This is a genomic window from Streptomyces sp. NPDC050842, from assembly GCF_044456565.1.
Taxonomy (GTDB): domain Bacteria; phylum Actinomycetota; class Actinomycetes; order Streptomycetales; family Streptomycetaceae; genus Streptomyces.
The window spans coordinates 487,561-502,374 of sequence record NZ_JBITGA010000001.1 but is presented as its reverse complement, the minus strand read 5'-3'; the positions used below and the strand labels follow the sequence as shown (position 1 = coordinate 502,374).

Here is a 14,814-nt window from a genome sequence, read left to right as displayed (position 1 = left end):
CGTGCGACGCTCCGGCTACGCTCGTCGGCATGCCGAACCGTGTTCCGTTCCATGAGGCGCTGCTCTCCACCGTGGGCACCCCCGAGCAGGCCGAACTCCTGGACAGCAGCCCCCGGTCACGGGTGTGGCGGGTGCGGCTGGCCGACCGGCGGCTCGTGATCGTCAAGCAGATCACCGACGACGGGGACGCAGGCGCCGACGCGCAGACTCGCTTCGCGCGGGAGGTCGCCGGGCTGCGCCTGGCGGGGCGGCCCTCCGGGCCCGCCGTGGCCTCCGGGCCCGCCGTGGCTCCCGGGCCTGGTGTGGCTCCCGCGGTGCTCGCCACGGACCCGTCCTCGCGGGTGATGGTCATGGAGCACCTGGACGACCTCGGCAGGACGGACGACTGGATGCCGGGGTACGCCGAGTCGCTCGCCCGGCTGCACGCCCTGACCGGGCCCGCCGACGCGGGCGCGCTGCCGGTCGCGTCGGGGCCCACGGCCGCCGACGCGGAGTCGTTCCTCGCCCTGGCCAGGGCGCTCGACGTGCCCGTACCGTCCACGGTTCCCGATGAACTCGACGGTCTCCTCGAGCGGTTGGACCCCACCCCGCACCATGCGCTGCTGCACGGCGACCCCTGCCCCGGCAATGATCTGCGCACCGCCGACGGCGTGCGCTTCGTCGACTTCGAGCGGGCCTCCCTCGGCAACGGCCTGACCGAGCTGGCCTACTTCCGCATCGGTTTCCCCACCTGCTGGTGTGCCATGTCGGTCACCGCGACCCCGCTCACGGAGGTCGAGGACGTCTACCGGTCCACCTGGCGCGGCCTCACCGGGAAGGACGTGCCGGGTGACCTCGCCGACGCGTGCGCGGGCTGGCTGATCCAGGGCGACGCGCTCGTCGAGCGGGCCCACCGCGGGACGGCCGACCAGCTCGCCCGGGTGCCCGCCGAGGACTTCGAGTGGGGCAACGCCTCCGCCCGCGAGCGGCTCGTCCACCGCCTGGGCGTGGTCGCCGACATGACCCGCGACCACGACCACCTCCACGCCGTCGGCCGCCTCAGCTCCGCCTTGGCCGACCGCCTGCTCGTACGCTGGCCGAAGCTCCGTCCGCTGCCCACGCACGACGCCCGCCCCTGGTACTAGGGGGTGTCGTGACGCCGGGCCGGCGCACCGGCCCGGCGTCGGCGCGTCAGCCCGCCGCCGTCGTGTCGGCCGGCAGGCCGTATGCGTCGGCTATGAGCTCGTAGGAGCGCACGCGGAAGTCGGGGCCGTGCGAGTTCATGGCGAGCATCAGCTCGTCCGCTTCGGTCCGCTTCTGCAGCTCGTCCAGGCCGGCCCTGACCTCGTCGGCCGTGCCGTACAGGGCGTTGTCGAGCCAGGTGCCGAGGACCGCGCGATCCTGCTCGGTGAAGACGTGCCGCTCGGCCTCCTCGGGCGTCGGGACGAGACCCGCCCGGCCGCTGCGCAGCCGTACCGTGGCGAGCGCCCCGGTGAGCGCCTGGCGTCGCGCCTCCGCCGCGTCGTCCCCGGCGAAGGCGAAGACGCCGAGCACCACGTACGGCTCGGCCAGGGTCGCGGAGGGCCGGAAGCTCGACCGGTACAGCTCCAGCGCGGGGAGGGTGTTCCGCGCGGAGAAGTGGTGGGCGAAGGCGAACGGCAGGCCCAGCCGGCCCGCGAGGCGGGCGGAGAAGCCGGAGGAGCCGAGCAGCCACACCTGCGGCTGTCCCACCTCGCCCTGCACGGGCCCGGGCACCGCGTGGATGCGCCGGTAGGGGTGTCCGTCGGGGAAGTCGTCGCGGAGGAAGCGGAGGAGCTCGGCCACCTCGGCCGGGAAGTCGTCGCTCTCCGGTCCGCCGGCCCGCCGCAGCGCCGCCGCGGTGGCGCCGTCGGTGCCGGGGGCCCGCCCGAGGCCGAGGTCGATGCGGCCCGGCGCGAGCGCCTCCAGCGTGCCGAACTGCTCGGCGACCACGAGCGGGGCGTGGTTGGGCAGCATCACTCCGCCGGAGCCGAGCCGCAGGGTCCGGGTCTGGGCCGCCAGGTGCGCGAGGATGACGGCCGGGCTGCTGCTGGAGATCCCCGGCATCGAGTGGTGTTCGGCCACCCAGTACCGGAGTAAGCCGCGGGCTTCGGCCAGTCGGGCCAGCCGCGCCGAGGCCTGGAGCGCCTCCCGGGCCGTGGTGCCCTCGCCGACGGCCGCCAGGTCGAGTACGGACAGGGGGACGGGCGCCGTGCCCCGCGCGGTGCCACGGATGAATTCGCTGTTGGACGCAGTCATGCCCGCGACAACGGAAAGCCGGTCGGCAACATTCCCGAGTCACATGGTAGGGAAGAAAATTCGACCGACCACTGCCCATCAGGTCCCGGAGATCCCGGAGATCCCGGAGATCCCGGAACGATGGTGAATCCTTTCCAGGCTTCCCCGCCTCCTATGTGCGTACCGGTCGAACGGGCCGGCGGAACCAGGAGGAGACACCCATGATGGTCACCGGAATCGTCGTGATCGGAGCCCTGCTCGTGGGCGCGTGCAGCTGGCATCTGATGCGCCGCTACCGGAGCCGAGGCTGACCGGCGCGCGCCACGGGGGGCCTTCCGAGTATGAGTAACCCATGAACCGACGCTTCTCCTGGCCGGACGAACGGCTGATCAAGGCCGCTCAGGACGGCGACGTCGCCTCGCTCACCACCGTCGTCGTGCAATCCCAGCCGCACGTGCGCAAGTTCGCCGCGTCCCTGTGCGCTTCGCCTCAGGACGCGGAGGACGCGGCGCAGGAGGCGCTGATCATCCTCTACCGGAAGATCGGCACCTTGCGGGCCACCGGAGCGCTCGCCTCCTGGATGTTCCGGATCGTGCGCAACGAATGCCTCCGGCAGGTCCGGGTGCTCGCCTCGCGGCGAGGCGAGCACCCGGACGAACCGGAGGCCGCCGCGGAACGGTCCGCCGAGGAAGCGGTGCTGCACAGGCTGGAGGTGGAGCGGATCGCGGCGGCGGTCAGCGCCCTGCCCCGTGACCAGCGGCAGGTCCTGATCATGCGGGACATCCAGGGCCTGCCCGGCAGGACCGTCGCCGCTTCGCTCGGTCTGAGCGGCGCCGCGATGAAGTCACGGCTGCACAGAGCACGCACGACCTTGCGTCACTCACTGGCAACGACCGGCCAGGCGCCCGGTCGAGCCGCCGACCGACCCACCGGAGGAGACCCGCGACCGTGAACGCAGTGAGCACAGAAAGCACAAGGGACACCGAGCACACCACACACACCACACACACCACGGAGGCCACCCAACCCACACCACTGGTAAGGGACTTCGCCAGCACGTCCGTCCCGCGGCATCTGGCGCGCGGCGCCGTCGGCTTCGGGCTGATCATCGGCTCGATCGCCCTCGTGCCGGTCGCCGGCCCGGCCACCCTGCTGGCGGCGCCGTTGGCCCTGATCGCCTTCCGCGGCTGCCCCACCTGCTGGCTGGTCGGTCTTGCGCAGACCGTCTCGCGCGGCCGGCTGGAGCGTCAGTGCGCGGACGGCGTCTGCACCCTCGCCAAGGCGCACCCGGCGGCGAAGGCCACGCAGTAACCGCGGCCGACACCGGCGTCCCGGCTTCCACGAACACCAGGTGGAGGCCGGGACGCCCGTGACGTATCACCGCCATCGAGGTCGCACGTGCGACCGGACGGATATCCGTTTCTTTCGGCCCGAGTGATCGTTGCACCCAAAGATCCATTGGGGTGACGCAGCGTCACCGGTGAACGAAAGTGCGTGCAATCCGTGAGTGTCCTCTCCGAGAACCTGTGGCTTCCCCCCGAACGTCCAGGAGCGCCCCGGCTCGATGCCCGGCTCTTCTGTCTCCCGCACGGCGGCGCGGACGGGTCGGCGTTCCGGCACTGGCAGGGCGCGGTGGGCCCGGGAATCGAGGTCGTGCCGGTTCGACTCCCGGGCCGCGGGGTCCGTATGGCGGAGCCTGCCGAGAGGTCGATCGTGCGGCTCGGCGAGCTGCTCGCCGGGCCGATCGCCGGCCGGGCCGACGACCTTCCTTATGTGCTGTTCGGCCACAGCATGGGGGCTCTGCTCGCCTACGAACTCGCCCTTGCCCTCCAGGACGGGCCCAACCCCCCGGCGGCGGTGGTCGTTTCGGGCAGTGTTCCGCCCCACGTACCCCGCAGCACCCCCGCGATGCACCGGCTCGCGGACGAGGAGTTCATCCGCCGCCTCGGCGCGCTGGGCGGTATTCCAACGGAGTTGCTCGCCGAGGAGGAGTGGCTGGAGCTCTTCCTTCCGGTGCTGCGCGCCGACTTCGAGGCGGCCGAGACCTACCGGAGCCGCGGCACGCTGTCGGCCGGTGTGCGGCTGATCGCCCTCGGCGGCTCCGACGACCCGGCGGCCCCGCCCACGGAGGTCGAGCGCTGGCGGGAGCTGGGCACCGACGTCACGGTCCGGACCTTCACCGGCGGCCACTTCTTCCCCTTCGAGTCGAGCGACCAGGTCCTCGCCCTCGTATCGGCCGCCTGCCGTGCCCGCTGATCCGCACCCCCTCCGTACGGACATCGCGAATCAAGGATTGTCTTTCATGAGCAACACATCGTTACGACGACAAGGGCGCTACGGCGTCGACGCCCCGAACTGGCTGCTGGCGTTCGGCGCCGGGGTCGTGGCACCGCTCGCGGCGGTCGCCGCGGGCGGGCCCCGCCGGCTGCTGCGGATCCCGCCGGTTCTGGCCGTCGCGGGAGGGCTGTTCCTGCACGCTTCGGTACGGGGCAAGTTCCTTGTCTGGGAAGAGCAGTTGGACGCGCTCGACCTGCAGGGCGACGAGCGGGTACTGGACCTGGGCTGCGGGCGCGGAGCGGTGCTGACCGCGGTGGCGCGCCGGGTGCCGAAGGGCCGGGTCACCGGGGTCGACATCTGGCGTTCGGTCGACCAGTCCGGCAACGACGAGCGGACCGCGGCCGACAACGCCGAGCTCGAGCGGGTCGCCGACCAGGTCGACCTGGTCACGGCGGACATGCGGCGACTCCCCCTCGCCGACGACCGGTTCGATGTCGTGGTGTCGAGCATGGCCATCCACAACATCACCAGCGCGCGAGGCCGCGAGGAGGCCGTGCGCGAGGCCTATCGGGTCCTCAGGCCGGGCGGTCGGCTGCTCATCGCCGACATCTTCCACGCCCGCCGCTACGTCGAGATCCTGCGCGCGGCGGGCGCGGTCGACACGACCTGCACCGACGCCGGCCCCCGGATGTGGTGGAGCGGCCCCTGGGTCCCGACCCTGCTGGTGAGCGCGACGAAGCCGGCCGACCGCACGGCCGACAGCGACAGCGACAGCGACGCCGACAACGACGACCGAGACGGGACCCAGGAGTCATGAACCTCTCCGCACCCTTCCCGCAGGTGTTCGGCCGACGGCCGAGCAGCTTCGTCGAGCTGCTGCGGTCACGGGCCGCGCACCAGCCCGACCGCCTCGCGTACGTCCTCCTCGACAGCCACGGCGAAGAGGAGGCCCGCCTCACCTACGCGCAACTCGACCACCGCGCACGGGTGGTGGCGGCGACCCTCCAGGAGGACGGAAAGACCGGCGACCGGGTGCTGATCCTGCACCCGCCGGGCCCCGACTACCTGAGCGCGTACTTCGGCTGCTTGTACGCGGGGGCGATCGCCGTACCGTGCTACCCGCCGCACGCGCGCAACCTGGCCCGGCTCCGGGCCGTCGCCGCGGACGCGGCGCCCACCGCCGTACTGACCGGTGACCGGATCACGGCCCGCGTCCGCGAGCAGCTGCTCGACGCGCCCGAACTGCGGGACGTCACGTGGCTGCCGGGCAGCGCCGTCACCGCCGACGCCGAGGAGTGGACCGATCCGCTCGTCGGCACCGACTCCCTCGCGTTCCTGCAGTACACCTCGGGCAGCACCGCCGCACCGAAGGGTGTGATGGTCTCCCACGGCAACCTCCTGTACAACTCCGCCCAGATCCAGGCCCGCACGCGGACCTCGGAGGACTCCCGCATCGTGAGCTGGCTGCCGCCGTTCCACGACATGGGGCTCATCGGCGGCATCCTGCAGCCCCTCGTCGCCGGCTGCACCGCCGTCCTGATGGCGCCGGGCACCTTCGTCCTCGACCCCCTCCAGTGGCTGCGCGCGATCTCCGCCTACGGTGCCACCTCGTCCCCGACGCCCCCCTTCGCCCTGGACCTCTGCGTCGACCGGGTCGATCCCGCGGACCACCAGCCCCTGGACCTGAGCACGCTGGACACCGTGATCGTCGGAGCGGAACCCGTACGGGCCGCGACGCTGGACCGGTTCGCCGACCACTTCTCCCGCTGGGGGCTGCGCAGGGAAGCGCTGCGGCCCAGTTTCGGTCTTGCCGAGGGCACCCTGATGGTGTCCTGCGGGGAGTACCTCACCCCCTCGTCGGCGATCACCGTCGACGCCCCCGCTCTGGAGGCGCACCGCGTCGTCCCCGGCACCGCCGACGCGGGGCCCGGCCGGAGGCGGGAGGTCGTCGGGTGCGGCTCAGCCGTCGGCGGGCAACGGCTGCTCGTCGTCGATCCGGCCACCGCGACCGTCTGCGGCCCCGAGCGGGTCGGTGAGATCTGGGTGGGCGGCCCGAACGTCGCCCACGGGTACTGGGGGCGCCCGGACGAGAGCGCGGCGGCCTTCGAGGCCGAACTGTCCACCGGAGAGGGCCCGTTCCTCCGGACCGGCGATCTGGGATTCCTCCGCGACGGCGAACTGTTCGTCACCGGCCGCAGCAAGGACCTGATCATCATCAGGGGCCGCAACCTCTACCCGCAGGACGTCGAGCGCCGCGCCGAGCAGAGCCATCCCGCCCTCCAGGCCAACTCCTCGGCCGCCGTGGCCGTGGACGACGGCGGCGCGGAGCACCTGGTACTCGTCGCCGAGCTGCGGCGCGGGGCGGAGCTGCCGCCCGTGGCCGAGGTCGCGCGGGACGTCGGCCGGGCGATCGCCGCGGAGTTCGACGTCCGCCTCCACGGCCTGGTGCTCGTGCGTACGGGCACCATCCCCAAGACCTCCAGCGGGAAGATCCAGCGGCGGGCCATCCGGCAGGCCCTCCTCGACGGCACCCTCGCCGTCGTCGGAGAGTGGACCGCCGGAGCGTGGAGCGCCGGAGCGCGGACCGCCGGGGATACGGGCACCCTCCCGGAGCGGCCCCTCGCCGACCGACCCCACGGCGCCGTCGAGGCCTATCTGAGCAGCCTGGTGGCGACCCTGGTGCCGGAGTGCGCGGACGCACCCGACCGGGAGCGGCCGCTGCTCGACCTGGGCCTGGACTCGCTGGCCACGCTGCGGCTCGTCGGCCGGATCGAGCGCGACCTCGGCGTGGACATCGCCGACGACGTGTTCGACGGCGATCCGACCATCACCGCGCTCGCGGCCACCGTCCTCCGGCAGCGCCCGTCCGGACTCCCCCTCACCGCCGAAGGCCAGCTGATCCCGGCCGAGACGCCGCTCACCGCCGTCTCCGCCACCGAGCCGGCGGACTCCTCCGGCGGCTCCTCCGCCTTCGCCCCCTTCCCCCAGACGGACACCCAGCAGGCGTACTGCCTCGGCCGCACGGGCGCCTTCGAGCTGGGCAACGTCTCCACCCACGTCTATCTGGAGTTCGACGCCCCCGCTCTCGACCTGCCCCGGTTCGAGCACGCCTGGCGGCGCGTGATCGACCGGCACGAGATGCTGCGCGCCGTCATGCTGCCCGACAGCAACGAGCAGCGGATCCTCGCCGACGTACCCCCGTACGAGATCGGGGTGACCGATCTGCGCGGCCGCGCACCGCACGAGGCCGAGGCGGCGCTGACGGCCACCCGGGACCGGCTGTCGCACGAGGTGCGTCCCGCCGACCAGTGGCCGCTCTTCGAGGTCGCCGCCACCCGGCTGGACAGTGGCCTGCGCATCCACCTCAGCGTCGATTCGCTGATCGCGGACTTCTCCTCCGGGCGGTTGCTCTTCGACGACCTGTCCCGGTTCTACGACGCACCGGACTCCCAGCCGGCGGCGCCGGAGAGGACCTTCCGCGACCACGTACGGGCCGAGGCGGAGCGGCACGAGGGGGCCGCGTACCGGCGTGCGCGGGACTACTGGTGGCGCAGGCTGCCGGAGCTGCCCCCGGCTCCGCAGCTGCCCGCCGCCGCCCGGGCCGGATCGATCGACCGGCCGCGGTTCACCCGGCGGGAGACGACCCTGCCCGCCGAGCTCTGGCAGGGCCTGAAGGAACGGGCCGGCCGGGCCGGGCTGACCCCGACGGGACTGCTGCTCGCCGCGTACGCCGAGACCATGGCCACCTGGAGCACCAGCCGGCACTTCACGCTCAACGTGCCGCGCCTCACCCGGCCCGTGCACGACCCCGCGTACCACGAGGTGTTCGGCCAGTTCGCGTCGTTCACCCTGCTGGAGGTCGACTTCCGCACCGATGCCACCTTCCGGGACCGGGCACGCGGCCTCCAGCGGCAGCTCAGGTCCGACCTGCGGCACCAGGACGTCAGCGGAGTGGAGGTGCTGCGCGAGCTGATGCGGCTCCAGGGCGGATTCGACCAGGCGCTCATGCCGGTCGTCATGACCAGCAACCTCGCCTTCGCCACCGCGGCGAAGACGCCGCTGGAGCGGCTGCTCACCCCCGTCTTCGCCGTCTCGCAGACCCCGCAGGTCTCCCTCGACGAGCAGGTCCACGAGGAGGAGGGCGCGCTCCTCCTGAACTGGGACACCGTCGACGACCTGTTCCCGGCCGGGCTCCTCGACGACATGTTCGCCGCGCACACGGCCCTGCTGCACCGGCTCGCGACCGACGAGGACGCCTGGTCGCGGAGCGGGCCGCTCGCCCTGCCCCCGGCGCAGGCCGAGCGGCGCCGGGAGAGCGCGGGCCCGACCCGGGCCGTACCGGACATCCAGGTGCAGCACCTCTTCGAGCGGCACGTGGCCGCCCGCCCCGACGCGCCCGCGCTGATCGCCCCGGACCGGACGCTGTCCTACGCCCGACTCGACACCGACGCCCGCCAGGTGGCGGCCTGGCTCCGCGCGCACGGTGCCCGGCCCGGCCGGCTGGTCGCCATCGTCATGGACAAGGGCTGGGAGCAGATCGTCGCCGCCTACGGCGTGCTGTTCTCGGGCGCCGCGTACCTGCCGATCGACCCGGAACTGCCCGGCGCACGTCTCCGCCACCTGCTCGACAAGGGCGAGGTCGACCTCGTCCTCACCCAGTCGCGGCTCGACGACCGGCTGGACTGGCCGGCCGGACCGCTGCGGCTCAGCGTGGACATGCCGCTGCCCGCCGTCACCGACGCGCCGCTGCCCATCGGCGGCAGCCCGGCGGACCTCGTGTACACGATGTTCACCTCCGGCTCGACGGGCGAGCCGAAGGGCGTGATGGTCAGTCACCGGGCGCTCGTCAACTGCCTGGTGGAGACCATCGAGTCGTACGGTATCGGCGAGGGCGACCGCGGTCTCGGGGTCACCGCGCTCCACCACGACCTGTCCGCCTTCGACGTCTTCGGCGTGCTGGGCGCGGGCGGCACACTGGTCGTGCCCGCCGCCGCCGACCGCCGCGACCCGGTGCACTGGAGCGAGCTGATCGCCACCCATCGGGTCACGCTGTGGAACTCGGTGCCGGCGATGATGGAGATGCTCCTGGAGAGCGGGGGCGAAGGCGACCGGCTCGCCTCGCTCCGACTGGCCGTGCTCGGCGGCGACTGGATCCCGCTGGCAGTGCCGCCCCGGCTCGCGCAGGCAGCGCCCGGCGTCGAGGTGCTCGCCATCGGCGGACCGACCGAGACGACCGTGTGGAGCATCTGGCACCGCGTCGCCGAGGTCGATCCGGCCTGGCGGAGCATCCCGTACGGCACTCCCCTCGCCAACGTCCTCTACTACGTGCTCGACGAGCGGCTCCAGGAGTGCCCGGACTGGGTCACCGGCGAGATGTACGTCTCCGGTGTGTGCCTCGCCGACGGCTACTGGCGCGACGCCGCGCGCACCGACGCGGTGTTCGTCCCCCACCCCGTCACCGGGGAGCGGATGTACCGCACCGGGGATCTCGGCAGGTGGCGCCCCGACGGCACCATCGAGTTCATGGGACGGGCCGACTTCCAGGTCAAGATCCGCGGCCAGCGCATCGAACTCGGCGAGATCGAGGCGGCGTTGCTCGCCCACCCCGCCGTCGCATCGGCCGTCGTCACCGCGACCGGCCGGCCCGACCGGCCCGGCCACGACGGCCTGGTCGCGTACGTCGTCACCGGCCCGGACGCGGCCGACGTCGAGGAGGCTCGCCGCAGCGGCGTCACCGTGCTCGACCCGCTGAGCCGGGCCGCGTTCAAGCTCGCCCGGCACGGCCTGCGCCGGGAGCCCGAACGCCCCCGGGTCGTCCTCCCGCGCGTGCCGGACGAGCCGTCGCGGCGGCGCAGCGACCGGGACTTCCTCACCGAGCCGGTCAGTCTCGCCGAACTGGCCGACTGCCTCGGCGTGTTGCGACAGGACGAGTCGGACGGGCTGGCCAAGTGCCGCTATCCGTCCGCCGGCGGCCTCTACCCGGTACAGACGTACGCGTACGTGAAGGCCGGTGCCGTGGCGGGGCTCCCGGCGGGAACGTACTACCTCGACCCGACGGAGAACGCGCTCGTCACCCTCGACGAGGACGCGACGGTCGACGCCGCGATCCACGCCCCGCACAACCGCGCCCTCTTCGAGGCGTCCGGTTTCAGCGTGTTCCTCGTCGCCGACCTCGACGCGATCGAGCCCATGTACGGCTCGATCGCCCGCGACATGTGCCTGCTGGAAGCCGGATACATGGGCCAGCTCCTCATGGACAAGGCGGCGCGCACCGACATCGGCCTCTGCCCCATCGGCGCGCTCTCCTTCGACCCGGTCAGGCCGCTGCTCGCGCTCGGCGAGCGCCACGTGCTGGTCCACTCCCTGCTCGGCGGTCGTGTGGACCGCGACGCGCCCGCCCGACCCGCCGAACCGGCCGAGCCGCTCACCGAACGGCTCCGGGTCTGGCTCGGCGACCGGCTGCCGGCGCACATGGTCCCCGACCACGTACTGGCGCTGGACAGCTGGCCGCTCAGCGCCAACGGCAAGCTCGACCGGCGCGCGCTGCCAGCCCCCAGGCAGGCCGGTGACGCGCCGGGGTTCGTCGCACCGCGCACCGAGACCGAGGAACGGCTCGCCGCGCTCTGGTGCGAGGTCCTGGACCTGACCCGGGTCGGAGTGAGCGACAACTTCTTCGAGCTCGGCGGGAACTCCCTGGCCGCGACCCGGCTGGTCGCCCGGATCCGCGACGGGTTCCGGGTGGCGATCGGCCTGCGGGAGATGTTCACGTCGCGGACGATCGCGGAGCTGGCGGTCACGGTCGACAAGCTCAGGAGCAAGGGGTGAGGGAACGAGAGGGGTGAACAAGGAGGCAGGTAGGCGGACGATCCGGTAGTCGGGTCGTCGCCAGTGACGGGATCCGTTGTCCGGCGCTGTCGGATCCCGTCGCAGGTCGCCGTCCCCAGCCCGAGGGAGCCGCCGGGGTGTCCTCGGCGGGCTGCGTAGAGTACCCGTGGTCATCGAACGGAGAAGACGTTGGACACGGTCGAGTTCCCTCTCAGTGCCCGGGTACGCCGGGCCCGGCGCGGGCTCGTGGCCACCACCGCGGCGGGTGCCGTACTCGTGGGAGCCACCGTGGCATCACTGGTCGCCGACGCCTCCGGCTGGATGCCGGTGCCGCGGGCGGTCCAGGTGCTCCTGGTGCTGGTGGTGATCCTCGCGCTGCCCGGCGCATGGGTGGGAGCCCACGCCGTGTGGGCACTGCGCGGGCGGGCCGAGCTGTTCGCCGCCGCCGAGAAGCATGCCCGGCGACGTCCCATCGACCGCCAGATGCTCGACCACCTGCGCGACGAGCACCCGCTCACCCCGCTGTGGTGGATCGTGGCCGTACTCGGCGGCCTCGGCACTCTCTGCCTCGGGTTCGCGTTGCCGTTCACCCTGGCAGACGGCGCCGTTCGTGCGGGTGTCCTCCTCGGCGCCGGTCTGGCCACCTCCCTGGTCGCCCTGGCCCTCGCCGTGCCCGGGATCCGTCGCGCCGAACGCCAGGGCCTGGAGGACCGGAAGCGGCGCACCGCACTGTGGTCCCCGCCCCAGGCCCTCGAACGCAAGCTCACCGTCCCCGTCCTCGGCGCGGGCGACGGGGGACACACCGGCGTCTGAGCACAGCTCGCCGCCGCCTGCCGCACTCTCCGCGCCGTCCACTCCGCGGACGCCCACCCGACGGCCGACCGGCCCTGACGCGGGGCCTCGGCGGGTTGTCAGTGGGGCGCTGTAGCTTCGGAATTGTTCGAGAGCGTGTGCGAGAGAGGTGGATTCGTGGGTGTCGAGCGTGCGTTGAGGGTCGTTCTGGTCGATGTCAACGACGAGGTGGTGGCGGCCTGGCGGTCCGCTTTCGCGGACACGCCCGCGGTCGAGATCCGGAGAGGTTCCCTTCTCGATGTGGACGTCGACGCCTGGGTGTCGCCGACGAACGCACGGGGCCGGATGGACGGCGGTGTCGACGCGCTCGTCAAGCGGCACTTGGGTGCCGGGATCCAGGTGCGGGTGCAGCGGGCGATCCGCGACGGGTTCGGCGGAAGCCTGCCCGTGGGCAGCGCGGTGTGCGTTCCGTCCGGGGCGGCCGTACCGCGGTATCTGATCTCGACGCCGACCATGTGGCAGTCCTCGCAGAACGTCAGCGACACGATGAACGTGGCGCTCGCGTGCGCGGCCGCGTTCCAGGCGGTGCACCTGCAGAACCGGGCCAAGCCCGGCAGCATCCGGTCCGTGGCGCTCGTCGGGATGGGCGCGCGGACGGGGCGCGTGCCCGCGACGGTGTGCGCGAATCTGATGTGGACGGGCTACACCCTGTTCCACGACCACGGGTTCGCGGACTACGACGCGCTGCGGGCGGCGGTGCTCGGGCAGCTCGACGACATCGAGGGCGCCGGGCCGGCACAGCGGGTGCGGATCAACGTACCGGAGGGGCCTTCGGGGCCTTCCCCCTCCGCCGGGGACCCGTTGGGGCTGGCCGAGCTGTTCGCCGGCGGCGGTGAGCCGTGGCTGCCGTTGCTCGGTCCGGTGATCGAGGCGCAGCCGGGAGCGGCCGACTTCATCGGTCCGAAGCGGAGCCCGGAGGTCGTTCCCATACGGGAGTTGACGTTCCAGGCGTTGAAGCCGCATCCGCCGCAGAAGTGGAAGGTCGTCGCCTTCGGACAGAACCCGTACCCGCGGGCGGAGAGCGCGACCGGCATCGCGATGTTCGACAACACCTTCGGCGACTGGAAGGACAGCCAGTTCGGCCGGGTGGTCAGCATGCGCTGCATCATCAAGGCGGCCGCGATGTGGAAGTACGGCGTCGCCAAGAAGACGCCGATCGCGGACATCCGAGCCCTGCTGAAGAAGGAGGACACGGTCCAGCCGCCGGAGTGGTTCCAGGCGATGCTCACCCAGGGCGTGCTCCTGCTGAACGCGTCCCTGACGGCGAGTGCGGACGGGGCGGTGCCGACCGATCGGCACACGTCGTTCTGGCGGCCCGTGGCCGAGCAGATCGTCGAGGAGATCCTTCGGGCGAAGCAGGCTGCCGCGGAGGAGGACCGGGGTGTGGTCTTCGCCTGGTGGGGCGCGCACGCCCGGAGCCTGAAGCGGGTCGTCCAGCGGCTGGAGAAGAAGTACCCGGGGGTCGAGGTCCGGCACCTGGACCACGCGAACCCGGCGGCGCAGGGTGACATCTTCTGCGAGGGAGACCACTTCGCCCAGGTGAACGACGCCCTGGCCGCGGTCGGGGCCGAGCCGGTCGACTGGTTGCCCCGGAAGGGCTGGGACCAGGACGCGGCGGGGACGGGCGGGACGGCGGGCGGTGGCGTCTCGGAGCGGATGGGGGCGTTCATCGCGTCGACGATGGAGCTGCACCAGCTCTATCTGGAGCGGCTCACGAGCGTCAAGGACGAGGGCCTCGTCCTGCCGCCGATCACCGGGGTGTTCGACACACCGGTGATGGACTTCCGGAAGGCCGTCGAGCCGGTGTCGCAGGTGCTCGCGAACCTGGACCGGCACATCGAGCGGTCGAGTCGGTTCGCGGAGGCCAAGGTCGCCGAGGCCCAGGCCGCGGTGGAGACGGGGGTACCGTCCGCGGCCGGGTTGTCCGCCGACGCGATCTCCGCGCTGTACCTGTACACGTGCGAGTCGGCCTTCTACCGCGAGATCAACGCCGTGCTGCGGTCCCCTGACCGGGAGCGGCTGGTGCCGTATCTGCCGTACCTGCGCCTGCTGTTCTCGGCGGTGGCGGGGCTGCCGGCGAGGACGGAGCCGTTGTGGCGCGGTGTGGCACTGGACCTGCGGTCCCAGTACCCGCTGGGGCGGACGGTGACGTGGTGGGGCGTGTCGTCGTGCACGTCCGAGTTGGGCGTGGCCCGGGCGTTCCTCGGCAACCGCGGCAAGCGGACGTTGTTCGAGGTGACACCCGTACGTGCCGTGGGGATCCGTCGGTTCTCCGCGTTCACGGGCGAGGAGGAGTACCTCCTCACTCCGGGCACGCAGCTGACGGTGACCGAAGTGAAGGCGGAGCGTGGGGGGTTGTGCACGGTGCGGCTGACCGAGCTGGAGGGGCAGGGGCTGGTGTCGTAAAGCGGGGGTGAGGGGCGGGGGCCGCGGGGCGCGGGGCGGGTAAGCCCGGTTGGGCGCTCGGTGGCGGACGGCGGGGCCGGTATCGTGCGCCGCCGGCCGCGCCGGGCGCGCCCGCGGAGGGTTCGGCAGCGCTGTGCGCTCGCCGGATCAAGTGAATCCGGGCGCCTGTGTGTTGGTCCGCTCATGTCACCGGGCACGTTCCGACCAGCGGTTCTCACC

9 protein-coding genes are annotated in these 14,814 nt (G+C 72.7%); 8 read left to right on the top strand and 1 reads right to left on the bottom strand.

Features of this window, described 5'->3' with window-relative positions; translation table 11 throughout:
- Positions 1-29: 29 nt before the first annotated feature.
- Positions 30-1,124: a phosphotransferase gene (locus tag ACIBG6_RS02320; protein WP_399220586.1), complete on the top strand. Its 1,095-nt coding sequence runs from the start codon at positions 30-32 to the stop codon at positions 1,122-1,124.
- 46 nt (positions 1,125-1,170) lie between these two features.
- On the opposite strand, the gene ACIBG6_RS02315 is transcribed toward ACIBG6_RS02320, so the two are convergent.
- Positions 1,171-2,256 carry an LLM class flavin-dependent oxidoreductase gene (locus ACIBG6_RS02315; RefSeq protein ID WP_399220585.1) on the bottom strand — a complete coding sequence of 362 codons (1,086 nt, stop codon included), beginning with the start codon at positions 2,254-2,256 and terminating at the stop codon, positions 1,171-1,173.
- Between the two features lie 331 nt (positions 2,257-2,587).
- Here ACIBG6_RS02315 and ACIBG6_RS02310 point away from each other — a divergent pair, with 331 nt between their 5' ends.
- The 7 genes from ACIBG6_RS02310 (at position 2,588) to ACIBG6_RS02280 (ending at position 14,595) form a co-directional block, all read left to right on the top strand.
- On the top strand, positions 2,588-3,187 hold the full coding sequence (locus ACIBG6_RS02310) for an RNA polymerase sigma factor (RefSeq protein WP_399220584.1): 600 nt from the start codon (positions 2,588-2,590) through the stop codon (positions 3,185-3,187).
- Between the two features lie 83 nt (positions 3,188-3,270).
- Positions 3,271-3,546 carry a hypothetical protein gene (locus tag ACIBG6_RS02305; RefSeq protein WP_399221160.1) on the top strand — a complete coding sequence of 92 codons (276 nt, stop codon included), beginning with the start codon at positions 3,271-3,273 and terminating at the stop codon, positions 3,544-3,546.
- A 183-nt stretch (positions 3,547-3,729) separates the two neighbouring features.
- On the top strand, positions 3,730-4,491 hold the full coding sequence (locus ACIBG6_RS02300; protein ID WP_399220583.1) for a thioesterase II family protein: 762 nt from the start codon (positions 3,730-3,732) through the stop codon (positions 4,489-4,491).
- Positions 4,492-4,537: 46 nt separating this feature from the next.
- Entirely contained in the window at positions 4,538-5,329 is a 792-nt protein-coding gene (locus ACIBG6_RS02295; RefSeq protein WP_399220582.1) for a class I SAM-dependent methyltransferase, read from the top strand.
- Positions 5,326-11,337, top strand: a complete 6,012-nt coding sequence (locus tag ACIBG6_RS02290) for an amino acid adenylation domain-containing protein (RefSeq protein WP_399220581.1) — start codon at positions 5,326-5,328, stop codon at positions 11,335-11,337. The genes ACIBG6_RS02295 and ACIBG6_RS02290 overlap by 4 nt, the downstream gene beginning before the upstream one ends.
- A 189-nt stretch (positions 11,338-11,526) precedes the next feature.
- Positions 11,527-12,150, top strand: coding sequence for a hypothetical protein (locus ACIBG6_RS02285; RefSeq protein ID WP_399220580.1), 624 nt, complete (start codon positions 11,527-11,529; stop codon positions 12,148-12,150).
- Between the two features lie 156 nt (positions 12,151-12,306).
- Positions 12,307-14,595, top strand: a complete 2,289-nt coding sequence (locus ACIBG6_RS02280) for an ADP-ribosyltransferase domain-containing protein (protein ID WP_399220579.1) — start codon at positions 12,307-12,309, stop codon at positions 14,593-14,595.
- Positions 14,596-14,814: the final 219 nt, after the last annotated feature.

Excerpts from the sequence above, each read along its gene's own strand:
- ACIBG6_RS02320 (WP_399220586.1), top strand. The coding sequence starts at position 30 with ATGCCGAACCGTGTTCCGTTCCATGAGGCGCTGCTCTCCACCGTGGGC.
- ACIBG6_RS02315 (WP_399220585.1), bottom strand. The coding sequence starts at position 2,256 with ATGACTGCGTCCAACAGCGAATTCATCCGTGGCACCGCGCGGGGCACG.
- ACIBG6_RS02310 (WP_399220584.1), top strand. The coding sequence starts at position 2,588 with ATGAACCGACGCTTCTCCTGGCCGGACGAACGGCTGATCAAGGCCGCT.
- ACIBG6_RS02295 (WP_399220582.1), top strand. The coding sequence starts at position 4,538 with ATGAGCAACACATCGTTACGACGACAAGGGCGCTACGGCGTCGACGCC.
- ACIBG6_RS02290 (WP_399220581.1), top strand. The coding sequence starts at position 5,326 with ATGAACCTCTCCGCACCCTTCCCGCAGGTGTTCGGCCGACGGCCGAGC.